This is a genomic window from Acinetobacter sp. NIPH 2100 (assembly GCF_000369805.1).
In the GTDB taxonomy this organism is placed as follows: Bacteria; Pseudomonadota; Gammaproteobacteria; order Pseudomonadales; family Moraxellaceae; genus Acinetobacter.
In genome coordinates, this window is sequence record NZ_KB850224.1 from 1,821,186 (window position 1) to 1,845,913 (window position 24,728).

21 protein-coding genes are annotated in these 24,728 nt (G+C 39.9%); 13 read left to right on the top strand and 8 right to left on the bottom strand.

Translation table 11 applies throughout. The annotated features are described in order from the left end of the window. The first annotated feature begins 5 nt into the window (after window positions 1-5). The 10 genes from F887_RS09565 (at window position 6) to F887_RS09520 (ending at window position 14,018) form a co-directional block, all read left to right on the top strand. A complete protein-coding gene (locus F887_RS09565) occupies window positions 6-2,402 on the top strand; it encodes a TonB-dependent receptor (RefSeq protein WP_005293860.1) in 2,397 nt (798 codons plus the stop codon). A gap of 25 nt (window positions 2,403-2,427) precedes the next feature. After that, complete coding sequence (locus F887_RS09560; RefSeq protein ID WP_005293862.1) at window positions 2,428-3,678, top strand: MFS transporter; 1,251 nt, start codon at window positions 2,428-2,430, stop codon at window positions 3,676-3,678. 214 nt (window positions 3,679-3,892) lie between these two features. Beyond that, window positions 3,893-6,151, top strand: coding sequence for a TonB-dependent receptor (locus F887_RS09555; protein WP_005293864.1), 2,259 nt, complete (start codon window positions 3,893-3,895; stop codon window positions 6,149-6,151). A gap of 307 nt (window positions 6,152-6,458) precedes the next feature. Next, window positions 6,459-8,582 (top strand): bifunctional mannitol-1-phosphate dehydrogenase/phosphatase, encoded by a 2,124-nt coding sequence (gene mtlD / locus F887_RS09550; protein ID WP_005293867.1) that lies wholly within the window; start codon window positions 6,459-6,461, stop codon window positions 8,580-8,582. An 84-nt stretch (window positions 8,583-8,666) separates the two neighbouring features. Then, on the top strand, window positions 8,667-9,290 hold the full coding sequence (locus F887_RS09545) for a 2'-5' RNA ligase family protein (RefSeq protein WP_005293870.1): 624 nt from the start codon (window positions 8,667-8,669) through the stop codon (window positions 9,288-9,290). Window positions 9,291-9,292: 2 nt separating this feature from the next. Next, entirely contained in the window at window positions 9,293-9,811 is a 519-nt protein-coding gene (cobU, locus tag F887_RS09540; protein ID WP_005293872.1) for a bifunctional adenosylcobinamide kinase/adenosylcobinamide-phosphate guanylyltransferase, read from the top strand. A 1-nt stretch (window position 9,812) separates the two neighbouring features. Beyond that, window positions 9,813-10,880: a nicotinate-nucleotide--dimethylbenzimidazole phosphoribosyltransferase gene (gene cobT, locus F887_RS09535; RefSeq protein ID WP_005293874.1), complete on the top strand. Its 1,068-nt coding sequence runs from the start codon at window positions 9,813-9,815 to the stop codon at window positions 10,878-10,880. After that, complete coding sequence (locus tag F887_RS09530; protein WP_032863125.1) at window positions 10,870-11,481, top strand: histidine phosphatase family protein; 612 nt, start codon at window positions 10,870-10,872, stop codon at window positions 11,479-11,481. Before cobT ends, F887_RS09530 begins: the two co-directional genes overlap by 11 nt. A gap of 112 nt (window positions 11,482-11,593) precedes the next feature. Next, entirely contained in the window at window positions 11,594-13,177 is a 1,584-nt protein-coding gene (locus tag F887_RS09525) for a histidine-type phosphatase (RefSeq protein WP_005293881.1), read from the top strand. A gap of 100 nt (window positions 13,178-13,277) precedes the next feature. After that, window positions 13,278-14,018, top strand: coding sequence for an adenosylcobinamide-GDP ribazoletransferase (locus F887_RS09520; protein WP_005293883.1), 741 nt, complete (start codon window positions 13,278-13,280; stop codon window positions 14,016-14,018). 57 nt (window positions 14,019-14,075) lie between these two features. Here the strand turns inward: F887_RS09520 and F887_RS09515 are convergent, their stop codons facing one another. The 3 genes from F887_RS09515 to F887_RS09505 all read right to left on the bottom strand — a co-directional run bounded on the left by F887_RS09515 (window position 14,076) and on the right by F887_RS09505 (window position 18,224). Next, on the bottom strand, window positions 14,076-15,542 hold the full coding sequence (locus F887_RS09515) for a PepSY domain-containing protein (protein WP_005293885.1): 1,467 nt from the start codon (window positions 15,540-15,542) through the stop codon (window positions 14,076-14,078). 3 nt (window positions 15,543-15,545) lie between these two features. Next, on the bottom strand, window positions 15,546-17,657 hold the full coding sequence (locus tag F887_RS09510; RefSeq protein ID WP_005293888.1) for a TonB-dependent receptor: 2,112 nt from the start codon (window positions 17,655-17,657) through the stop codon (window positions 15,546-15,548). 72 nt (window positions 17,658-17,729) lie between these two features. Continuing rightward, a complete protein-coding gene (locus tag F887_RS09505; protein WP_005293891.1) occupies window positions 17,730-18,224 on the bottom strand; it encodes a hypothetical protein in 495 nt (164 codons plus the stop codon). Window positions 18,225-18,372: 148 nt separating this feature from the next. Between F887_RS09505 and F887_RS09500 the strand changes: the two genes are divergently transcribed. Continuing rightward, a complete protein-coding gene (locus F887_RS09500; protein ID WP_416201965.1) occupies window positions 18,373-19,161 on the top strand; it encodes an AraC family transcriptional regulator in 789 nt (262 codons plus the stop codon). Between the two features lie 26 nt (window positions 19,162-19,187). On the opposite strand, the gene F887_RS09495 is transcribed toward F887_RS09500, so the two are convergent. The 3 genes from F887_RS09495 to F887_RS09485 form a co-directional block, all read right to left on the bottom strand. After that, the gene (locus tag F887_RS09495) at window positions 19,188-19,790 is read right to left on the bottom strand and encodes a LysE family translocator (RefSeq protein WP_005293894.1); all 603 of its coding nucleotides are present in this window, start codon (window positions 19,788-19,790) and stop codon (window positions 19,188-19,190) included. A 148-nt stretch (window positions 19,791-19,938) separates the two neighbouring features. Next, window positions 19,939-21,030 (bottom strand): 3-deoxy-7-phosphoheptulonate synthase, encoded by a 1,092-nt coding sequence (locus F887_RS09490; RefSeq protein ID WP_005293898.1) that lies wholly within the window; start codon window positions 21,028-21,030, stop codon window positions 19,939-19,941. Between the two features lie 118 nt (window positions 21,031-21,148). Next, a complete protein-coding gene (locus tag F887_RS09485) occupies window positions 21,149-22,036 on the bottom strand; it encodes a sulfite exporter TauE/SafE family protein (RefSeq protein WP_005293900.1) in 888 nt (295 codons plus the stop codon). 218 nt (window positions 22,037-22,254) lie between these two features. On the opposite strand from F887_RS09485, the gene F887_RS18795 reads away from it, so the two are divergent. Continuing rightward, entirely contained in the window at window positions 22,255-22,614 is a 360-nt protein-coding gene (locus tag F887_RS18795) for a hypothetical protein (protein ID WP_005293903.1), read from the top strand. A 36-nt stretch (window positions 22,615-22,650) separates the two neighbouring features. Beyond that, the gene (locus tag F887_RS09480; protein WP_005293909.1) at window positions 22,651-22,842 is read left to right on the top strand and encodes a hypothetical protein; all 192 of its coding nucleotides are present in this window, start codon (window positions 22,651-22,653) and stop codon (window positions 22,840-22,842) included. A gap of 62 nt (window positions 22,843-22,904) precedes the next feature. On the opposite strand, the gene F887_RS09475 is transcribed toward F887_RS09480, so the two are convergent. Beyond that, complete coding sequence (locus F887_RS09475; RefSeq protein ID WP_005293911.1) at window positions 22,905-23,177, bottom strand: hypothetical protein; 273 nt, start codon at window positions 23,175-23,177, stop codon at window positions 22,905-22,907. Further along, window positions 23,174-24,727, bottom strand: a complete 1,554-nt coding sequence (locus F887_RS09470; RefSeq protein ID WP_005293914.1) for a PepSY-associated TM helix domain-containing protein — start codon at window positions 24,725-24,727, stop codon at window positions 23,174-23,176. The genes F887_RS09475 and F887_RS09470 overlap by 4 nt, the downstream gene beginning before the upstream one ends. Between the last annotated feature and the right edge of the window lies 1 nt (window position 24,728).

Consider the following 24,728-nt stretch of genomic DNA (forward strand, 5'->3'; position numbering starts at 1 on the left):
AATTTATGAAAGTACGTTCACTTTCAACATCATTAACGCTATTAAGCTTAGCAATTAGTACACAATTGTATGCACAAACAGTTGAAGCTGATGCCGCTGTTCAAACGACTGCTGCAGTAGAAAGTCAAAAACCGACACAACTTGCACCGATTGTAGTGACAGCATCGCGTTCAGCACAAAGTATCGCTGAAATTGCAGGTACTGTTTATCGTATTGAACAAGAAGATATTGCAAAACAAGCAGCTGCGGGTAAAAGTACGGCAGATATTTTGGGTTTGTTAGTTCCATCATTAACACCGAGTTCTGGCACGACCAGTAACTATGGTATGACCATGCGTGGTCGCACAGTTCAATACATGATTGATGGTGTGCCACAAACGGGCTCACGTGACAGCTCACGTCAGTTAAATAGCATCAGTCCAGACATGATTGAACGTGTTGAAGTTGTATCTGGCGCTAGCAGCATCTATGGTTCTGGTGCAACAGGCGGCATTATCAATATCATTACCAAAAAAGGTTCGACCGATGGGGTTCATTTTGAATCGAAACTCGGTGTTACTTCAGGTGACAACTTTAAAAATGATGCCTTGGCTTATGAAGTGTATCAATCCGCTGCGTTTAAACAAGGCGACTGGAATGGTTTCCTGGGAGCGAGCTATACCAAACGTGGAGAGATTCAAGACAGTCATGGCGACCGAATTGGGCCTGAAGTTGCTCAGACTGACCGTCAAGATACGGAAACTATCGATGTTAATGGTCGTTTAGGTTGGCAGTTTGCTGACAAGCAAAGTATCAGCATTGGTGCACAATATTATAATGATGAACAAGATAGTGAATATAGTGCGGATTATGGTAAATATTCTGGTTATAATGCCGCCAATTTATTATTTCCAACTGCTGTAAAACCAAGTTTAAAAGCGGTAAAAGGTCTACAATTAGACACCCAGCCTAGAACCAAGCGTTATGCAATTAATACTCAATATGAAAACCAAGATATATTGGGTCAAAAGTTGAATGTTGAAGCTTTTTATCGTAATGAAAAAGGGCGTTGGTTTCCAACAGTTTCTCCGCTTGGGCATGGAACTTTAAACGGCGGCTTAGCACAACTTTATCCAAATTATGCAAATCCTCTTTCACCTGATTTCTTAAAAGCTGTTCGTCTAGGTTATGCGGTTTTACAGTCAGAATCAGAAATTGATGTATGGGGGGTACGTACTGCCTTACAAAAAGATTTTGAGATTTCGAACCGTAAGTTAGGGTTAATTTATGGTGTAGATTATGAAAATGAAAAGGATAAAGCCTCTGCGCGTCGATTTAGCTTCGATCAGTTTTATGCAAGTAATGGTCTGAATTTTGAACCAGAGAAAACATATCAATTTGGACCAGACACAGAAATTAAAAAATTAGGTGCATTCTTACAAGGGCATTATGAAGTATCAGATCGATTGAATGTTCAAGCTGGTATTCGCCATGAACGAATAGACAGTAAAGTATCAAATTCCACACCGTATCGTGAGTCTATTCCTGCTGACATTCTGACAAATGATTTGAAATATCCATACGCAGCAAAAAGATTGGATGGCGGCAAAGTTAAGCATGATGCAACATTATTTAACTTAGGTGCTGTTTATCATTTAAATGATGCTCAACAGGTTTTCGCAAACTTCTCGCAGGGTTTTAGTATTCCTGATGTACAGCGTATGCTTCGTGATGTACCGGCTAATTTTGTTGTGAATAGTAATAATATTGATCCAATCAAGGTCAATAACTATGAATTAGGCTGGCGTTTACAAGGTGATAGTGGTCTTAATACTAGTGTAACGGCTTTTTATAATACCTCTGACAAAGTTGTACGTTTTAATAGTGCTCCTGCATATAACATTGATGTTGTGGATACAGACGAACGTATTTATGGTGCTGAAGCAAATGTTAATTATCCGGTAACTGATAGTATGTCATTGGGGGGTACAGTTGCTTATACAAGCGGACAATTCAAAAATTCGGATGGAAAATGGCAAGAGTTAGATAGTACTCGTATTTCTCCTCTAAAAGGTACGCTGTATACGGATTGGCAATTTACAGACGGCTTTGGTCTTCGTGTCCAAGCACTTGCTGTGAGCGGTACGGATAAAGCGAAACAAGAGATGCAAGATTATAAAAATGTAGATATAAAGGGGCGCAAGGATATAAAACTACCGAGCGAAATCAAAGGTTTTGCTGTTATGGATGTGATTGCTAATGCGAAGGCTGGTCCAGGGACATTAGGCTTTGGTGTATATAATGTTTGGAATACAGAATATAAAACTGTATTTAGTCAAGCAGCAGAATCTGTTTATGGTGCTATGTCTAGCTTACCAGCACAAGGTCGTACATATGGTTTGAGCTACACTCTCAAATACTAATCCAATCAAAAAGGCATCTGTTTAGATGCCTTTTCTTTTGATGATTTTCATGATGAACAACAATTTAAAATTTTTAGCTTTAGCTGCTTTGATCAATGGAACTTGTTTTTCCATGATTCTCCCTTTATTAGCACCGCTGACTCGACAATTACACTTATCTGAATTTCAAGGAGGAGTAATTGTTTCAGCAGGGGCTATCTGTATGGCAATTGCATCGATCTGGATTGCGAAAAACAAAAGCAATCAATCTCCTAACCAACTGGTCAATTATGGTTTTTGGGGAATGACCTTTACATGGGCGATTTTTACTCTAATTTTGTATTTTGGAACGCAGGCAATATTACCAACGCTACTGATTTTTACCCTATTGGTACTTAGTCGAGCATCTACTGGTATTTTTATGGCTTTACCCCAGATTGGTTTGCAAAGTTATGTGATGACGCATGCATTAGAAGCGGATGAACGTAGTAAACAGATGGCGATGTTCGGTGCCATGAATAGCTTTGGGATGATTATTGGGCCATTTGCCACGTCTATTTTATTATTTGGCGGTTTACTTTTCCCAATGTGGATTGCCGTTGCTTTACTTGGATTGGTCAGTATTGCTCTCAGTATTCTCTTTAGGAAAAGCTCACAAGCTCAGGCTCAAACCTCTAATCATCAACAAGAAATAAACCATACGCAAGAACATGAGCCGATTCTCAAACAAAGCTTTATTTGGTTGGTTTTAGGTTTTGTGACTTATGTTGCGATCGTGACTTTAAACATGACAGCAGGTTTTTATATTCAGGATAAATTTTATTTAAGTAGCCAACAAAGTGCAGTTTATTTCTCCCAATGTATCTTGGTTGTTGGAGTTTGCTTGGTATTGACCCAACTTTTAATCGTGAAAGTCTTACAGCTTAAATTAAATAGTTTAGTGATTATTGGCTTAGTCACTATGTGCTTTGGCTTATTACTTTCATTGTATGCACCTACAATTTTGGTATTTCAGGCGAGCTATATTTTTTATGGTGTTTCCGTAGCGTGTTTATTACCAGCATTTACCACGGGTGCGGCTCAAGCTGTATCGCAACAGTCGCAGGTTAAAATGGCAAGTTTTTGTACGGCGACACAGGCATTAGGCTTAATTGTTGGGCCATTACTCAGCACTTTTTTGTATCGTTTTAGCACACATTCTCCTTTCTATTTATTACTCATTTTAACTCTATCGATTGGGTTTTATTTTGCTTGGACATTAATTCATGATCAGGAAGAAAAAGTGGCGATTCCATAAAAGAACGATAGGATAATTTTTTATTTATAGATTTCCCATTTAAATTATTTTAATAGATGAGATTTTGAATAATTGAAATAAATATATTTTTAGATAGCTTAACCATAGAGATACTATTGTTAATGCAAATAATTACTATTAGTATCTCGATTATTTTACTATCTTTCTTTTTTAAAAGTTATGAAATCAAAAAGTTCTCTGGAGAAATGAGAAAATGAAAGTCAATAATGAGTTTAGAGCAAAGCAAGTACTTTTTAAAATGACACCATGTTGTCTGGCTGTCATGGCCATGTTTGCACAGCAAGCTTATGCAGAAGAAACTGTTTCAGGAAATGTAGTTGTCACAGGTGAATCGGTACAAAAACCAGTGATGCAATTAGAAAAAATTGTTGTAACAGCAACGCGAACATCCAAGAATATTGCTGAAATTGCAGGGACTGTCCAAACTATTGAGCAAAAGCAAATCGAACAACAAAGTGGAGCGGGCCGCAAGGTTGCAGATATTTTAGCGCAACTCGTTCCTTCACTGGCACCGAGCAGTGGTACAACCAGTAACTACGGTCAAACCATGCGTGGTCGTAACGTCTTGGTCATGATTGATGGTGTGTCACAAACGGGTTCACGTGATGTTGCTCGTCAGCTGAATAGTATTAGCCCAAGTATGATTGAGCGTATTGAGGTTATTTCAGGTGCTACAAGTATTTATGGATCTGGTGCGACGGGTGGTATTATCAATATCATTACCAAACGTGGTGATGCTTCAAAACCTTTAAGCCTTGAAACTAAATTAGGAATTACCTCTTCTGATACATTTAGAGGAGATGGTTTAGCCTATGAAGTTGGTCAATCTGTTTCATTCAATAAAGACAATATAAATGGCTCCTTAGGTGCAAACTTTACCAGTCGTGGTTCACAATTTGATGGTCATGGCGACCGTATTGCTACTGATCCATACCAAACAAGTCGTGAAGATACCGATACCATTGATGTCAATGGACGTTTAAACTTTGATTTAACTGATAATCAAACATTAAGTTTCGGTGCTCAATATTATAAAGATAAGCAAGATACTGAATATGGCCGTGATTATACGGGCGATGTCGCGAATAACCCCTCGTATAAAGCGATTAAAGGGCTAAAACTTGATAATCAACCATTTACTGAGCGTTATTTGGTAAATTCTCAATACCAAAATAAAGATGTTTTAGGACAGACACTAAACTTAGAAGCTTATTATCGTAAAGAAAAAGCGCGTTTCTTCCCTGTATATGCATTGAGCAATTTTGCAAGCCAATCTGAATCGAATGTGGAAGTTGCAGGATTACGTTCAACACTTCAAAAAGATCTCACAGTTGCCGACCGTCAATTGAAGCTCACGTATGGTGTGGATTATGACCATGAAAAAGATAGTCAGTTCTATGATTTACTGAATGCTTCAAATAATGGTCTAACTTATACAGATACAGGCAAAAGCTATGGTGCTGGTCCTGATACGACGATTCAAAACCTTGGTGCTTTTTTACAAAGTGACCTAGCGTTAACTGATCGTTTAAATATTCAGGCTGGTGCACGTTATCAATATATCAAGGCAGAGACGGATGCATATCTTCCTGCGAGACAGGGGCAGCGTGCTGCACAAGGGCAGAGTGCAGATTTAACCCTTGCCCCAAGTGATTCGACAAGTGATAGTAAGGTCTTATTTAATCTTGGTGCAGTTTATAAACTCACAGATGCTCAGCAAGTCTTTGCTAATTTTTCACAAGGTTTTAGTTATCCAGATGTGCAACGCATGTTGCGTGATGTTGCAATTGTAAGTGTTTCATCAGCAAATATTGAGCCAATTGCAGTGAATAGTTATGAACTAGGTTGGCGCTTACAAGAGGATCAAGGCCTTAATCTGGTTATTACAGGATTCTATAATACATCTGATAAAGTCGTACAATTTAGTGCGGATCGTTCAGCAAGTTTAGCAGAGACCGATCAACGTGTTTATGGTACAGAGTTGACTGCAGGTTACCCATTTATGGAGAGCTTTAAAGTTGGTGGAACTTTAGGCTATACACGCGGGCAATATAAAGATGGTGCAGGTAAATGGCGAGAGCTAAATGCTTTTCAAGTTTCTCCAACCAAAGGTACCGTATTTGCTGAGTGGGATAATGATGAGGGGTATGGTGTACGTGTACAAGCTTTAGCAGTGAAAGGAACAGATGAAGCCTTTAAAGATGATCAGTTTGCTGTGAATAATAATAATGTTGTACCGAATAAGGCTGCTGATATCAAAGGTTATACAACAATGGATGTATTAACTCATTTTCCTGCATGGAAAGGGCGTGTAGACTTTGGCGTGTTTAATGTTTGGAATAAAGATTACCGTACAGTCTATAGTCAGCAATCGGCTATTACGTACGCAAAACTTTCTAGCCTTCCTGCCGAAGGACGTACCTACGGATTAAGTTATACGATTAATTACTAAGTCGTATGCGGTAAAGAAATATCTGTTTTCTTACAGATATTTCTTCCTCTACAAGGTTGTTATTAGCTTGGTTAAAACGAATCAAGAAAATGGAAACGGTACCAACACTTGATGAAAATAGACTAAAAAACATTCATTTTTTTGTTCATGATGCAAGGAATCTTTACAAAATTAGTCAACTATAAGCTTTAAAAAGCAATATTTGGCGGTTTTTTGATCAAATTTATTTCATTTATTAACGAGTTGGATTCTAAGCTCTTTTTTTGAGTAACCTATAAAGCGTCATAACAAGATCAAAGGAGTAAAGATGCTTATTTTTCATGATTATCCTGTTCAAGGAGCGCTTTTTGACATGGACGGAACAATGTTTGATACCGAGCGTTTACGCTTCCAAACATTGAAACAGGCATCAAAAGAGCTCATTGGACAGGAATTTTCTGATGAATATTTGATGCAGTGTTTAGGGTTGAGTGCGAAAGCATCTGAACAGCTAGCACAAAAGTTTTACGGTGCAGATGTTCCTTATGCCGCAATTCGTAAACGTGCGGATGCAGTGGAATTAGAATCCGTTCGTAATAATGGGGTACCGATCAAAAAAGGTTTGATTCAGGTTTTAGAGCGCTTAAGAAAATCGGGCTTAAAAATGGCCGTTGCGACGTCCAGTCGTCGGGCAATTGCCGAAGAATATTTAATAAATGCCAATGTCTATAAGTTTTTTGATTTATTGGTCTGTGGGGACGAAGTTGAAAAGGGTAAACCACATCCAGAAATCTTTTTAAAAGCCGCACAAAAATTAAATTTGCAGCCTCAACAGTGTTTGATGTTTGAGGACTCAGAAAATGGGATTTGTTCAGCCTATGATGCTGGCGGGATTACGATTTTATTCAAAGATATAAAAGAACCAAATGACAGCATGCTTGCCAAAGCAAATTTCTATTATCAGGATATGTATGAGTGCCTGAATGCTTTGGATCAATATATTCCTGAAATAGGGATGCCACAATTACAGGAATTATTTCCACAAAGTTCGAATCAATTGACAGTGGGGATTCATGGTTTTGGTGCAATCGGTGGTGGTTACATTGCACAAATCCTATCGCATTGGGATGGTTATACGCGGCCCAAACGTATTTTGGCATCGACCCGAAATCGTCTTTATTTGGAGTCTGTGAATAGTTTTGGACGTTACAGCATCCGGTATGGACAATCTTCTTATGATGAGCGAATTGAAAATCTAATCGCGATTGATGCAGATAATGAACAGCAGATGCTGGAAATGTATATGCAATCGAGCTTAATTGCCTTGTGTTTGCCTGAACAGGCGATTCAGACTGAGGCGAAAACCATCGCCAAGGGATTGCTCGCTCGGTTTATGTCAGCAGACGCAGAGAATAATGAACCGATTACTTTTTTGATTATTTTAAATAAAGTCTGTGCCAAATATCTGGTGCTAAAACATATTCGTGAAGCTTTGCTGGAAATAACAGATGAAGATATTGCAGAGCATATTTTAAGTGAACATTACTTTTGCGATACCGTGGTCAACCGAATGGTGTCCAAACTCACTGATCAAGCCTTATATCGTCAGCTCAATATTAAACATAACTTGTTTAAGCAGTACCAAAATGAGTTAAATCCTGAAACGATTGAGCTGTCAGATGAGACAGCCTTAACTGAAAAGCAGGAACAACAGATCACACACTGTTTAGAAGACATGCGTGGGCAATTTCAAACAGGGCAATTCTTGCAGAATATGGATTTAATTTTGTTCCATAGTGAAACAGATATGCCGATTTACGTTGAAAATCGCAGTCCATTGCTCAATAAAATGCGACAAATGATTTTAGTCGATCAGATTTCTGAGATTCAAATTATCAAAAATCGGTTATGGAATGGTTGCCATGCCATGGTAGCTTGGTATGCCAGCGCGCTTGGACATGAAACCATTGGTATCGCCATGGCTGATCCAAAGATCATGAAATATGCAGAACGAGTGGTAGACGAAGTAAAATTAGGTCTGGCAAATCTGATTCCTCATCAAGCCAAAGAATTGGACCGAATGGCCGAAAGTTTTCTACACTCATGTCGATCGGCTTATAAAGACCCTTGCGAACGTGTAGCACGTGATCCACTTAGAAAACTCAATTTAAATGAGCGGGTGTTAGGCAGTTTAGAATGTCATGTGCAGCAGCAGCTCCCTTATCAAAAGCTGATACAAGGTGCAATTTTGGGTTATGCCTATGCGCTGAAAATGCTTGAGGTCGATGAAATTAAAATCGTCAAACATATCCAGACCAATATTGAACATATGGACATCAATGAGAGTCAAAGGAAAGCATTATTAAATCAACTCTATAAAGGGATACAGGCTGAACTCGATGACGATGCGTTCTTATCACAACTCGATGAGTTAAAACCTCAGTCCGCTTAAGTCTCTATAATTGGTGGTAAAGAAGCCTTAACTTCTCAATTGCTTTATGTTTGAATAACACAACTTTAAAATGATTTAGACGTTGTGTTATTACAAGCAGCAACTGAACTGATTGCAACAGAAGTACGTGATTATCCTGAATGGCATTTCGGGCGTTCAAACTATGCTTTGTGGTATATCGACGTTGATCAACCTGAGTTGATCGAATATTTGGATGAAATCCAAGCTCAGTTTTCAGATCTGCTTCTCCCAAATCCACAACGTCAATTTCACATCACGATTTTTGTTTGTGGTTTTTTGACTTCCACTATAAAACAATACGATGATGACTTTCAGATTCAACAATTACAGCAACATATAGAATTAATTGAAGCATTGCAGTTTGCATCCTTTGAGTTAGAAATTACTCAGATAGATAGTTTCAGCAGTGCTTTATTCTTACAGATCAAAGACAAAGATCACGTGCTGGCTCAGATACGTCAGCAACTCACTCCAACATCAAATGAAATAGCCGCACTTAAGTATTGTCCGCATATTACTTTAGGTTTGTATCGCCAAGCATGGCAGAGTGATGTGGTGTTAGAGCGAATACAACGCTTGCCGATAAAAAACATCAAGATTCAGGTCAAGAAATTAACTTTCGGCTATTATAAGGCACAGATTTTACAAGGATTACTCTATCCTTATCGGCAAATTGAATTAGGTTAAATATGTTGCAACTGATTTTAGGCGGCGCACGCTCAGGGAAAAGTCGTTTGGCTGAACAAATCGCCAAAGATTCTGGTTTGGCAGTTGTGTATATCGCGACAGCGCAAGCATTAGATGAAGAAATGCAGCAGCGAATCGAGCATCACCGACAGCAACGTCCAGTACATTGGCAAGTGTGTGAAGAACCGATTTATCTCGCCGAGCAACTTTTGCAATCCGATCAACCCAATCAGCTGATTCTGGTCGACTGCCTTACTTTATGGTTGAGCAATTTATTGTTGGCTGAAGACCTGACTTTACAGCAACAACAGATGCAAAAACTATTCGATATATTACCTCAGCTGCAATCCCGAATAATTCTAGTCAGCAATGAGACTGGGCTTGGGGTCGTGCCTATGGGGGAAATCAGTCGCCGTTTTGTCGATGAAGCTGGCCGGTTGCATCAGACCTTAGGTCAACTTGCTCAGAAAGTTGTATTTTGTGTGGCAGGCTTTCCAATGATTCTAAAAGATGAGAAATAACATGACTGAACAACAATGGTTTTTAGCCGCCGTTCAACAACCTGATTTAGCTGCTAAACAACAAGCCGAACAACGACAACTCCAATTGACCAAACCAACCGGCGCTTTGGGAGAGCTTGAACAGATTGCAATTCAATTGGCAAGCTTACAAGGCACTGTACATCCGCAGATTCAGCAGCCTTGGATAACCGTTTTTGCTGGCGATCACGGTGTGGTTGCTGAAAATATTTCGGCTTACCCCCAAACAGTCACTCGCCAAATGCTACAAAATTTTGCCTCAGGCGGTGCAGCGATTAGTGTGATTGCCAAACACCATCAAGCGCATTTACAAGTTATTGATTGCGGCACGGTGGGTGATGCCTATGATTATGCTGGTGTTGAACGGCATTGTATTCGTACAGGTACTGCCAATTTTGTTCAACAGGCAGCGATGACGGAACAGGAGTGCTTAGTGGCTTTACAACTGGGTAAAGACAGTGTTGATCAAGCCAAAGCACAAGCTGCTGATATTTTTATTGCAGGAGAAATGGGGATTGGGAATACCTGTTCTGCTTCAGCATTGGCTTGTTTATTATTGAACGAAGATGCTGCACAACTAACCGGTGTGGGTACAGGAATTAGCAATCAACAGCTACAACATAAGGTGAAGGTGATTGATCAAGCGGTAAAGCTTCATCATACAAAAGTTAAAAATGATGCCTTAAACATTCTAGCAGCCGTTGGCGGTTTAGAGATTGCGGCAATGACAGGGGCTTATTTACGTTGTGCACAAATTGGCTTACCGATTGTTGTGGATGGCTTTATCAGTTCAGTGGCAGCTTTATGTGCAGTCCGTATTCAACCACTGAGCCGTGCATGGATGTTGTTTGGACACCAATCAGCAGAGTATGGCCATCACCGTATTTTAAATGAGTTAAATGCACAGCCTATTTTAAAAATGAATTTACGTTTAGGTGAAGGCAGTGGTGCAGGTGCAGCATTGTCGATGATCGAACTTGCATGTGTGTTGCATAACCAAATGGCAACTTTTGCAGAAGCAGCTGTAACGGGTGACAAAGTTGCACCTTGATTTACTGCGACATGGTGAAACCACACTCAGTCATACATTGCGTGGGCATCTTGATGATGCGTTGACTGAACAAGGTTGGCAGCAGATGCAAAACACTGTTCAGCAGCATTTGGATAACCAGGTAAAATGGGATGTGATCGTTAGTTCACCATTGCAACGCTGCCAAACCTTTGCACGCAAATTGGCCAAACAACTTGAATTGCCTGTGCTACTCAATGCTGATATCCAGGAAATGTATTTTGGTGATTGGGAAGGTATTTCTACTCAAAGCATTTATGAAACAGAACCTGAATTATTGGAAAATTTCTGGCAATTTCCAACCCAGTTTCAGGCACCAAATGGAGAGTCTTTACACGAATTTCAACAAAGGGTTCTAGTCGGCTTTGAGCAGATATATGTGCAGATGCAGCATCAAGACTGGAATCAGGCCTTAGTGGTAACGCATGGCGGAGTGATTAAATTGCTGACATGCATCGCACGTCAGAGAAGTTTGGATGACTTGCTTACAATGCCTGCCGAGCTTGGAAAATTATATTCACTTGAGCTGACTCATCACTGTGGTGAGATTCAATTTTTTGAAAAATCTGCGAATGAAAAATGATAAAAAATCGTTTTATTGTTCAGTATTCATGAGCGTCATATCGATGTAATCGAACTGTCATTAGCACTGCCTATGATACAGGTCAATTTCTTGACCTATAATCAAATCAATCATGAATATATTATTGAAAAGTAGTGTGTTATGCGCAAGTATTTTATTAGCAGCATGTAATAGCGATGACCAGCAACAGAGTCAGACATCATCTCAAACTATTACCGAATCAAAATATTATCAAACCAAAACACCCTACCAACCGCAACAAGATCTGAATAAATACGAAGCCATTCCGCAAGGTTTCCAGCCTGTATTTACAGAGTTGGTTGCACGTCATGGTTCACGCGGTTTATCCAGTATCAAATATGATCTCGCACTATATAACCTATGGAAACAAGCCAAAGCAGAAAATGCATTAACACCATTGGGTGAAAAACTTGGTGCTGATTTAGAAAGCATGATGAAAGCCAATATCCTGCTTGGCTATGGCGTGGAAGGAATTCGTCAATTTGGTTATGGCAATGAGACCATGAGTGGGATTCAGGAACATCGTGGGATTGCAGATCGTTTATTACAGCGTTTACCAGATTTATTTAAAACAGCTTCGACTCAGTCTGCATCAATTTTAGTGCAAAGTTCAGGCGTCGATCGCGCAGTAGACAGTGCCAAGTTCTTTACCGCAGAATTGATTCAACAGCACCCTCAACTGAAAGCGAACATTACCCCAATGTCATACACCAGTTTAGCCAGTAGCAGTGTGCCAACGGTTGAAGATGGTGGGGTTGATCGATTTAAACTGTATTTTCATAGTTTGAATAAAGAGCAGGATTTAGCAACACCATTATCGGCATCTCAACAAGCCATTTATGATGCGAGTCAAGCTTATCAAAAGTTTGAAGAAGATGATGCCGAACTGATCAATAAACTGAATGAGCTTGCAAAGAATACGCAGGCTGAACAAATTGCAATGCGTGTATTGAACCCACTTTTTAAGCCTGAATTTATTAAAAAACTCGGAACTACGGGTTATATTTTTAGTAATACGGGTTCTTATACGGTCACTGCTCCAAATGGCGAAAGTATTACTGAAAAAGGTAAGGGAAAAAATAGCATTGCCAGCGCTGTAGATGCGGCTGCTTATGTCTATGAGCTGTATTCGATTTCAGGTGGAATGAAAACTGAATTGAAAGGGATTGATTTTGATCAATATATGCCTTTAGATGCGGCAAAATTCTATGCTGAATTTAATGATGCCAACGATTTTTATAGCAAAGGACCAAGTTTTACCGAATCGAAGAATGTCACCAGTGCAATTGCGCAAGGTTTGAAACAGGACCTATTTAAACAGGTAGATGCGATAGTTGATAAGCAACAATCGCATCGTGCGGTGCTACGTTTTGCTCATGCAGAAATCATTATTCCTTTAGCGACGAGTTTAGAGTTGCATAACATGATGCAGCCTTTACCTTTGCGCCAAACCTATAATTACAGCAATAGTGCTTGGCGAGGTGAGATAGTGTCACCAATGGCAGCCAATTTACAGTGGGATATCTATCAAAATACCCAAGGCACGACTTTGGTGAAAATGTTCTATAACGAAAAAGAAACCTTGTTTAAGTCAAGTTGTAACTACGCGCGATATAGCAGTAATAGTTTTTATTATGATTATTTAAAGCTTAAACAATGCTATCAAATTCAATAATCTAAGATATTCAATCTTTTCATTCGGGAATGGCTTGCTATTCCCGATTTTACTTCTTCATAATTCAAGCATGATAAATCTAATGTGATTGAGAGTTTGCATGACGCCTTTTTGGATTGCCTTGCAATTTTTGACGGTTTTGCCAATTGAACTAAAAGCCATACCAACTGCAAAACAAAACGGTCAGGCCTTGCTGTTTTATCCTGCGGTGGGTTTGTTGATAGGACTGATTTTATTTATCGCTACCCTAATGTTAGCAAAACTTCCGATTATGTTGAGTGCTGGCTTGATTTTGGTGCTTTGGATTTGGCTAACAGGAGGACTGCATTTAGATGGTTTAGCAGATACAGCTGACGCATGGGTCGGAGGATTTGGTGATCCTGAACGTACGCTGAAAATTATGAAAGATCCTGCTTGTGGTCCAATTGGGGTGCTCAGTTTAGTCGCGGTATGCTTGCTGAAATTTGTGGCTTTATCCGTCTTGCTTGAGCAACAAATGGCAGCCTTTTTAATTGTATTGCCCATGCTTGGGCGAAATGTACCGCTATTTTTATTTCTCACCACACCTTATGTCCGTACACAAGGGCTTGCAAGTTCATTCATTGATAATTTACCACGAACAGCAATATGGGTTGTATTTGTCATTACATTAGCATTGCTTTGTATGTTTTTACTCTCTGGATTCGTTGCTTTATTGATCTTTTTGATCATTCTTTTCTATTTGCGCGCTGTATTCATAAAACGTATCGGTGGGATTACGGGTGATACGGTGGGTGCTGCGATAGAGTTGAGCGAGACAGCTGTATTACTCGGTTTTGTGATGGCTTCATTTTATATTTAAGCAGTCAAGGAATGAATTTAGTTGATTCCCCCTAAGCAAGGAGGAATCAATATAGGTTTAGGATCGTTTTTTGACTTGTACTAGAAAACCGAGAACAACAAAGAGTGCAACGAGGCTCGCTATGCTTCCAAGCAAGATATCTCTTAGCGTTTTATCAAGGGGTAACCATGTCCATTTGTGCAAATAAGCAAAACTGAAACCTTCTAAGGCGCCGTGTTGAGTGACTTGCGCAGCAATAACACCACTACTAGGCTCAATATACAATCTAAGTTGATTCTTGAGATGGGTTTCTACTTTGATTACTGGGAGTCGCTTATGAATAAAACCGTATTCTCCACCAAAACTTGTTACCCATGATGCATCATGCACTTGTTCGGGTTTCAACGCTAAATAACTTGCAGCCAATCGTTTGCTTTGTTCAAGAATATCCAGCTTTGTAGCATGATTGGCATCAATGAACTGAATCATTGGTGCAGTCATTTTCTTGTTTTGGTGATGATCATGTTCTTTAACTGCGGTCATACTGCCTTGTAACTCAACTTGCCCAAGTGACTGTATCATCCAAGCAGCCTGTGTTTGAGTTGGATTCAGTGAAATAGGAACCAAATCTAAACGCTGTAAAGGTTGTTGAATGACGTGTTGCCATGCTGCAGGATTTAATGAGGCTGTATTAAAGACGGGTTGAACATTTTCAATATCAGCTTTCTTCTGCCAAAGATGATAAAAACCACTGATGATCCAAAGTAAAATAAATGCACTTAAACTGATCCCGAGATAGCGGTGTAGAAAACGAATTGGCTTTTGCCCTAGACGATGATTATGGCGGTTGTGAATTTTAAAAAATAATCCAATTCCCATAACACTGAGAACAAAAATACCGATCAGCGCAATTTGCATGAGCAGCTTTTGTCCACTCCACGGTTGCTCGCCCCAAGTCCAGGTATGACCTAAACGGAATATCTTTGCCATCCACATCTTTTGGTCATTCGATAGGGTCGCAAGTCTGGCTTGTGAGGGATCAACATATGCTCTTAGGCCATTATCAAAGTTGACACGCCAGACTGGGAGTAAACGATTTACACTCGGATAATCATCGCTAAATGCTGTAATGAGTTGGGCAGAAACGATTTGTTGCTCTAATAATCCTGTGTACCAGATTGCCAAACGTTTTGCATTTTGCTGTTCTGCATTTTCAATGGTTTGACCTGTTTGACTATTAAAATACTCAGCAATATCTTGATGTGGCAGTTGCACCCGATAAGCCACTAAGTTGGGTTGTAGTTCAATGGTTTGTAATGCTGAAAATTGGTCTATCTGTTGCTGTCTTAAAATAGACGCAACAGCTAAGGCATGTTCCAGATTAAATTGTTGTGATGGAGGCATTCGTTTTACAGGCTGGGGTTGTGTTGCACTCATAATGGGATGCAACACACCCGTTAAGGCCCAAAATAAAACCAGAATGCCGAGCACCATCCCAAAACTACGGTGCAATGACAGTAGTTTTTTGAGTTGTTTGGCATTCATTGATTATTTTCCAAAATGATAGCGTAAGCCTAATAAATAAGTCCGTGGTGCAGCTGGTGTATAGCTGACTTGGTTATTACTAAACGAGGTACTTTCTGCATAATGGACATCTGTCGCATTCAAAATCTGCCCAAAGACCTCATAGGCATTTTTACGATAGTTGGCGCGCAAATTTAGTAAGGTATGTCCATCATATTTTTCTGTATTGGCATCGTTGATCCAGTATGAGCCCACATAAACACCCTCAGCAGAGAGTAGGAGTTCTGGAATGGGCTTGATTTGATATTCAACAGTACCAAAGGTTTGAGGTGCATTGGGCATGGTATTGCCACTGTAATTTAAAACACTAGAAGGTTGGAATTGCTTGTACTCATGTTTTGCAACGCTGCCAGATAGTTTTATACGTTGATCATAAATATCGCTGAGTTTCCAAGTTGCCCCAATTTCAATGCCTTGATGTAAGGTTTTGCCTGTATTACGAGGTTCACGGGTGTTATCAGGTTTGGTATAGCTCATCACTTCATCTTCACCTTTTAAGCGATATAAAGTGATTTCACCGTCTAAGCGCTCATCAAATAATTTAAAGCGTAGACCTGCATCGATATTATTAAATGTTGCTTCTTTTAGGTCTGGCGTGACCAGATTCGCACCATATAAGCTGCTGACTTCTGGTGGGACAAAACCTTGTGACCAATTGCTATAAAGATCAATTGCAGGCGTGATATTCCAGACAAAACCGACTTGAGGACTGGCCTTGTGGAAGTCACGTTTTTCATTCGGCGCCCCTGTGGTTTTTGAAGGCGTTAATTTATTCTCATAGTCATAGCTGATCCAATCATAGCGAGCGCCGCCAACTAAATTTAAGTTTGGTCGCACTTGCCAATTGGCTTGTGTGTAAAGGGCCTGATTATTTACATCGACATTAAAATCACGCAGTTGTTGACGTTGTTTATAACCTGTATAGACCAAGGTGTTGGGATCACGGAAGACTTCTATATCGTTGGTTTTAGCTTGATTTGGAGAATGATCAGCCATAGCACCAACAATCAATTTCACCTGATCTAGGTTAATAGAATGTTGTAAATTGAGACCATAAGACTGAAAAGCATTATATGTGGTTTGTCCACTGTAGGTGCCTGTAGGCTTGCCATTTTTAACATCGGTACGGATGTTATAGCTTGGGTTTTGTTCGGTGGTATTGTCACGGTAATACAAGGTGACTTGGCTTTGTTGCTGATCATTCCATTGATGGCTAATTTGAGAAGAAAGCCGTGTGGCATCGACTTCACGATAGGTAAAGGTTTGGTAGCTGTATCCTGGGCGTTTATTATAATCATCTAGATTTAAGCTACCCGTCATATCCGCTTTAAGGTGATTGTAGCTGATAATGTTTTTGATCTGGGTTGCATCAGAAATACGCCAATCATGTCTTAATGTCAGACCTTGTTTATTGCTTTCCGCATGATCTTGCCAACTATCGCCACGGTCACTGGCATAGGCGGAGAGTCTTAAGCCTTGTTCACCAAATTCACTAGCAAAAGTATTGGAAGCACCGACGTCCAAACGGCGATAACCTTCTGAACTGGCACTAATGCCAAGATCTGCGGTGGGCGTTGTACTAGGCGCTTTGGTCAGAAAATTAATGGTTCCACCAATTGCATTGCTTCCATATAAGCTGCTGGCTGGGCCACGTAAAATTTCAATGCTATCCACACCAGCCAAATTTACTTCATACAAAGCATTATGGTTAAACACACCCACAGGACGAATTGAAATGCCATCTTCTAAATATTGATAAACAGCTGCTGTAGTGATGGGTTGACGAATGGACATCATATGCTGTTCATTGCCCAAATCATTCATCAGCACGCCCGGTGTTTGATTGATGATTTGTCCAATAAACGTTGCATGTTTATCTTCAATGTCCTTGCTGTTAATTTTACTGATTGCAGCAGGGGTATTATTAATCGATTCACCTTCACGACTTGCGGTCACAACGATGGTGGCTAAGGTTTTGGTTGTATCAGACGGCACAGTTTCAGCAAAAGCAACGGAGTTATAGCCGACAAAAAGGCAGGCAGCCGCGAGTACTGACAAACGGAATTGAGTATTCATTTTGAACTCTATAAAAAGCAATACATAAGGACGCGCCGCAGTTGTAACTGGGCACGAAGTAAAATTTGCGATTTATAAAGCGAGTGGCGGGGCTTGTTTGGTTGGGAAAATATAAAAGATACGGGCAATGTGCAGATCTTCTGTCCACGAATAGCAGAGGCAGCGTACACGACTAAACCAAGCCAGTAGAAATATAAGTACAAATGCAAGCAGTGGGACAATAGCAACCGCATCCAAGCCATGGGAACATAAAGGACAATGTTTCATGATTTGGCTGGCAAGCGCATAAACTTCATGTGCATATTCACTTAGCTGAGTATGTTTAGACGATTGCAACTGCTGTGCGTGATGCATGTCATGTTGATGATGACCTGAATGTGTTTGTGACATCAACGATACATTTTGAATTTCTGTGACTTGGCAATGGCTTGGCATTGCATAAAGTGCAGGTACGACGCCTGTATGGACCATCGTTGGTAAGAAGATATGCCAGAGTAAACAAAGCAAAGTAACCGCGCCAAGACTGGCACGCCACTTAAGCAAATGTTGACGAAAACTGGACTTCATATCAGCGATACGTCGTAGGAGAAATGTGGCAGCAGTATAATCAAAATATGACTTATAGATCAAAGTAAAATTGCGGTATTCTGAGACTGCCGAATTGAAATTTTATAGGTAGATCGGTGTGTCGAAATTATCAAATTGTTCAGATTGGATGGTCAGGGCTGCTGAGCAAGATCACTTAGAGAGAATCGAGGCTTTCTTTTCAGATCATGCATATGAGCCGCATCAACATGATACTTTTGCGATTGGTCGAACCTTGTCGGGTGTCCAAAGTTTTCACTATCGTGGGGCGCTTCGACATAGTCAACATGGCATGACCATGGTGTTGCATCCAGATGAGAAGCATGATGGTAGTGCAGGGACTCAAGACGGTTTTCATTATAAGATGATGTATGTCGAGCCTGCATTGATTCAAAAGATCATGAAAGGCAAGCCTTTGCCTTTTTTCAAGCAAGGATTGAGTGATGATCCGCGGCTTTATCGAGTGACCCAGACCTTATTACAAAATATGCATGATCCACTAGATCGGTTAGAAGAGGAAGATGCTCTATATGATCTAGCGACAACTTTGTATGAAGTTGCTGGCCAACCATTCAGTACTCGGCAAAGCTATGATTATATTGCGGCCGAAAAAGCCAGAGAGTTTATTCACGCTTCACTTGATCAGAACATCAGTTTGGATGATTTAGAACAGAATATAGGACGTGACCGATGGAGTCTTTCTCGAGACTTTCGATTGCTATTTGGTACCAGTCCACATCGTTATATGACCATGCGTCGACTGGATATAGTGAAAAGATGTCTGATGTATGGAGAGTCGCTAACTCAGGCGGCCATCATTGCTGGTTTTTTTGATCAAAGCCATATGACTCGGCATTTCACCAAAGCCTATGGAATTACCCCAGCAAGATGGAAACAGATTTATTCGCCTCAGCAATAAATTGTGCTTGGGAATTGAGACTAAGTTTAAATAGAATGCATCCCTTTTAAGAAATCAGACAACATCAATAGACCTGAAATGATCAAGAAAATTCCCAATATTTTATTGAGGCGGTTAAGCCAAATTGGATTGCTTAGTTTCTTGCCAATGACTGATCCTGCCAATGAATACAGCAGTGGTGCACCTGAAGCGCCAACAGAAATGAAGAAGGAAACAATGAGAATCAAGCTACCTGTGATATGCGCAGCAGGATACATAATTGTGGTCACAGGTAAAATTACCAAAATTGCTTTAGGATTTAGGCTTTGAATCCAGAAGCCATTCCAAAAACTTAGTGTTTTATTGTGGGTTTGATCCGTGTCGAGTTCAGTATGTGCCGTCATCATTTTATAGGCTAAATAAAAGGTATAAAGTGCACCGATTAAAGCAATAAAATGTAGATAATCATGCGGAATCAAAGCTGCGCCTGCATAACCAAATACAATGAATAACATCAGCATAGAGCAGCCAACACCTGCAAAAAATCCCAATGTCCGAGAGAATTGTCCAGTCAGTCCTGCATTTAATCCCATAAAATTTACAGGGCCAGGGCTATACATCACACTTAAGGTATAAAGAAAAATTTCCATGATTAACCTAAATGAATCAATAACAAAGGATAATCAAAATAGAATAAAGTGAGGCGGGCTGTATTGTACGTTTGTGCAGATTGATCAAATCTATAAATAAAAAAACAGGCTCATAAGAGCCTGTTTTTATGATGAATAAAAGATCAAATTAACGCGTTGGTAATACGTCTTTTAAGGCTTCATGCATTTCAAGCAATGCTTTTTCAGTAGTTTCCCAGTCGATACAGCCATCAGTCACTGATTTACCATATTCAAGATCACACAGATTTTCAGGAATGTCCTGACGCCCGCCTTTTAAGTGACTCTCAACCATAATGCCAACGATTGATTTGTTGCCATCAAGGATTTGTTCAGTGATGTTTTTCAAAACCAAAGGTTGTAAGTATGGGTCTTTGTTTGAGTTAGCATGGCTAGTATCAATCATGATCTTATTGCTAACTTTGGCTTTTGCCAAAGCAGCTTCAGCTTCTGCAACTGAAGTTGCATCATAGTTTGGCTTACCATTACCGCCACGTAACACGACGTGTGCATAAGGGTTACCTTTGGTGTTGATAATCGCAACTTGACCATTTTCATTCAGGCCCAAAAAGCTGTGACCATGTTTAACAGATTGCATCGCGTTGGTTGCAACCGTTAAGCCACCATCTGTACCATTTTTAAAGCCAACAGGTGATGATAGGCCTGAAGACATTTCACGGTGTGTTTGGCTTTCTGTGGTACGTGCACCAATCGCAGACCAAGAAATCAAGTCTTGATAGTACTGTGGTGAGTTTGGATCCAGTGCTTCAGTTGCACATGGCAAACCTTTTTCATTTAAATCAATCAATAAGCCACGACCGATATGTAAACCTTTTTCAATATTGAAAGAATCGTTCATATCTGGATCGTTGATTAAACCTTTCCAGCCCACCGTAGTACGTGGTTTCTCAAAATAAACACGCATCACCAGATACAAAGTATCTTTAACTTTTTCGCTAAGGACTTTTAGACGATCGGCATATTCATGCGCGGCTTTGGTATCGTGGATTGAGCAAGGACCAATCACGACAAATAAGCGCTTATCATCACCATCTAAAATGTTGCGTACAGTTGCACGTCCTTGTAACACAGTTTGAGATGCAGCATCAGATAAAGGAAGATCAGCTTTCAGTTCTGCTGGGGTAATCAAAGTTTGAATGCTTTTAATATTAACGTCGTCGATATCTGGCTGAGAAACTGGATTTGACTGTAGAGTATTCATTGCTGTCACAAATTCAATCGAAAGAAAAGGTTATTTTGTCTACGAATATAGCATGAAATGCCGATTGATTAACTAGCGATAATCGCAATTTATACGGAAATAATCGGCATTTTAAGGGTTAAACAGTTGTTGTTGAATGGTTTGTCTGCTGAATTACGATCGCATGCTGGGTTTCAACTGGTTTTGGTTTCGCCTTGATCGGGTTCACCATAAAGTTTACACCTAAGGCGAATAGGGTAATACCCAGAATTTTACGGATCAGTCTTTCAGGCATACGTGAACTAATCAAAGTCCCGACAATAATCGCAGGAATTGAACCAACCAATAGCCACATCAACAGGGTGAAATCCACGTTGCCCGAAGACATATGGCTTAGGCCTGCAACAGCGGTGAGTAATACCGCATGAACCACGTCTGAACCAATAATACGAATCATCGGTAAATTCGGGAACATTAAAACTAAGGCCATGATACCGAAAGCACCAGCACCGACTGATGATAAGGTCACAAAGATGCCTAATACCACACCCATAATGACAATGTAATGACGTTTGTGTTGCAAAGCATGTTGTTCGCTTTCCATATCGGCTTGTTCACGGTTACGGAAACGATCAAACAGCTTTTCAATTTGCGCACGGAAAACAATAGACACACCTGTTAAGGTCAACATAAAGCCCAAGACCATAGTCAATACAGCTTTATAGTGCGTTGACTGGCTTAAGTAATGTTCAAGTACCCATGAGGTCGCAAAAGATGCAGGAATACTGCCTAGAGCAAGCCACAGTACAATTGGCCAGACAATATTCAGTTTTTTTGCATGAACGAATGAACCGCAGAATTTTGAAATTGAGGCATAAAGTAAATCAGTACCAATCGCGATGTGTGGTTCAATTTTGAATAGGCTAATCAGGATTGGGGTCATTAATGAACCACCACCTACACCTGTGATACCGACACAGAAGCCAACCAATACGCCAGCCATAATAAATTCTATAGGACCAAACATCGACAATATGCCTAATTATGCAAAAAACAGCATATCTTATGCTTTTTTAAGATAACTCGTTGTGATGAATAGTGATTTGCTTATGCATAAAAAAGCTAAAGAAATCCGAAATAAGCGCTTTTTGCTCATCAATTATCACGATTATCTTGCTTTAGTTAGCATGCTTGGTTTATTTTGAAGGCTGTACAAGGACTGTATTGCTGATTATCTTCATATTTATGTCTATTCTCATTCGAACCGTCATTTCATTGCTGATCGCTATGTGTTTTATCACTAATAGCTATGCAATGGCTGTGTCTATGAATGAGGTCGATCAAAGCTTACAAAACCACAGTCCAGTGATGGATTGTGGAATGTCAGATATGGGCAAGCATACATCTATAAGCCTTGAGAAAATGGATTCTTCCCATTGTCAAAAAAGCCTTTGCTGTGTGGCGGTAACTCTTGTCCAGCGTGAGCAACCGCTTCAACGAATTCTACAATTCACAACGACGATGAATTCGGAATATCTGGATAAACTCACTTTAGGGGTCTATCAGTTACCATACCGTCCTCCAAATCGTATCCTGTTTTTATAAATTCAAATTTCTTATTTTTATTTAAAGGATACAATCATGTTAAATTTTAAAACTTTATTAGTTTCAACAATCTTACTCGCAACAACTGTACCAGCATTTGCAGCAGGTGATTGTTGTAAGGAAAAAGATGCAGCTAACAAGAAAGAATGCTGTGAAAAAAAGATGAAATGTTGTGATGATAAGGATAAAAAAGCAACTCAGGAAGATCATAGCCATCGCGGGCATTAATTTTTAAGTTGTGCAGCTATCCTTGGCAGCAGTTGAGGATAGCTGTTGTATCTAAGTGCATTTTATTTTTTCGATGGTTTGAGTTCATTGACCCATAACACCAATAAAAAGGTCACAGGAGTTGCAAAAATCCACCAACTGATAAAGCCAATAGAACTGCCATATGTTAAACAAAGCAGGCTACCGGCAAGCAAGAAACAGAGATAAGCCAAAACTTTAAGGTGTGTTTGATAGCCAATAAAAAGCGGTTGTTTGGTTTTATTGATTTGTTTTGAACTGCATTTATATAGCAGTAGCATCCCAATCAGTATCAATACAAGGCTCAAAATAATCATGCTTTCACCTCATTTTTGGCTAATTTTGCTTTGATTTTTTGAGCTGATTTTTGTTGAATCGGTTGAATATTCTTAAAAATAAACGCGGCAAACAGGGCGCAGATTAATAGGAATAAATCAATACGCAAGAACAGCCAATAACTTTGTAGATCTGTGATCAGCTGATGATTGATCAGATAAAGCAAGTTATAGACAGGCAGAATCAAGGCAACTAATCCAAAGATAAAAACCTGTGATTTCCATAAGTATTGCTTTTTCGTGAATAGTGCGATGATGAAACTCAGCGCCCAGGCACTAAAAAATGTATAGATTTCATAGTTAGGTGTGGTCTCTGTCACGTGTACTAATCGATTGGCGAAGAGATAGCCGAGCATGGCTGTTGGAAGACCAATAAATGCAGCGACATTTAAACGGTCAACTAAATAATAGCCAAAGTGGAATTGATCAGACTTGTTTTGAATCTGGCGTTTTAAACTCCAGAGCAATAAACCTGAGGCAATCATTAAGCAGCCTAAAATACCCGAACAAAAGAAAGCAAAGCGCAGTACAGGCTGTGCGAAAGTCGCCATATGTAAGCCATAAACACCCGAATGTAAGGTTGCAACAGCACTATTATTACGGGTATTTCCGAGAATTTTGCCTTTGCCGTCAAAGGTGATTTGTGCCTGATTTAAGGTGATCGATCGATCTTCTAACTGCTTAAAGGTAATCACGGCTTGGTCTGTATTGGGATTTTTAACTTCGATTGAAGCCAAAGCTTGTTCGCCCCATTGCTGTTTTACTTTTTCTAATAAGGTGTTGATCAGCAGCATTTCAGCTTTATTCGGAGGAGTGTCAGTCGCTGTCTGATTGACGGTTCTAATTTCAGTAAAAAATTGAAAAGGATTGTCTGGATAGACTTTTTTCATTCCCCAAGGGAGATAGAGGTAAAAGAAAATCGCCAAGCCTGTAAAGGTAATGGTCAAGAAAAATGGCAGTGCCAATACTGAAGAGACATTATGAAAATCTAACCAAGAACGCTGTGACTTAAAGGTTCTGAGGGTAAAGAAATCGGTAAAAATCTTTTTATGTGTGATGATGCCTGACACCAAGGCAACCAACATAATAAATGCAGCGAGACAGGCAATCAATCGCCCAACCATGATGGGCACGCCATACAACTGGAAATGAAAATTGTAAAAGAAATCCCCACCTTGAGTTGCTGAGAGTTGAAGTTCTTTACCTGTATTGGCGTCTAAACTACGGCTTTCGTAGCCACCACTGGCTTTTTCCCAATACATTTTATTGACGGGTTCTTCATGATTGGCAATGCTGAGATACCATGATTTTGCATCAGTCGCATTTTTGGCTAAATAATCTGTTGCTGTACGAATAGCAGTATCTTGATGAACTTGATATTGCGCCAGCTGTGGTTGCATCCAGAGATTAATCTGATGACGATAATATGAACTGGTCCCCATCAGAAAAATGGCAAATAAAAGCCAACCAAAAATCAAGCCTGTCCAAGCATGCAACCATGCCATTGATTGGCGAACGCCTTTATTTTGCATT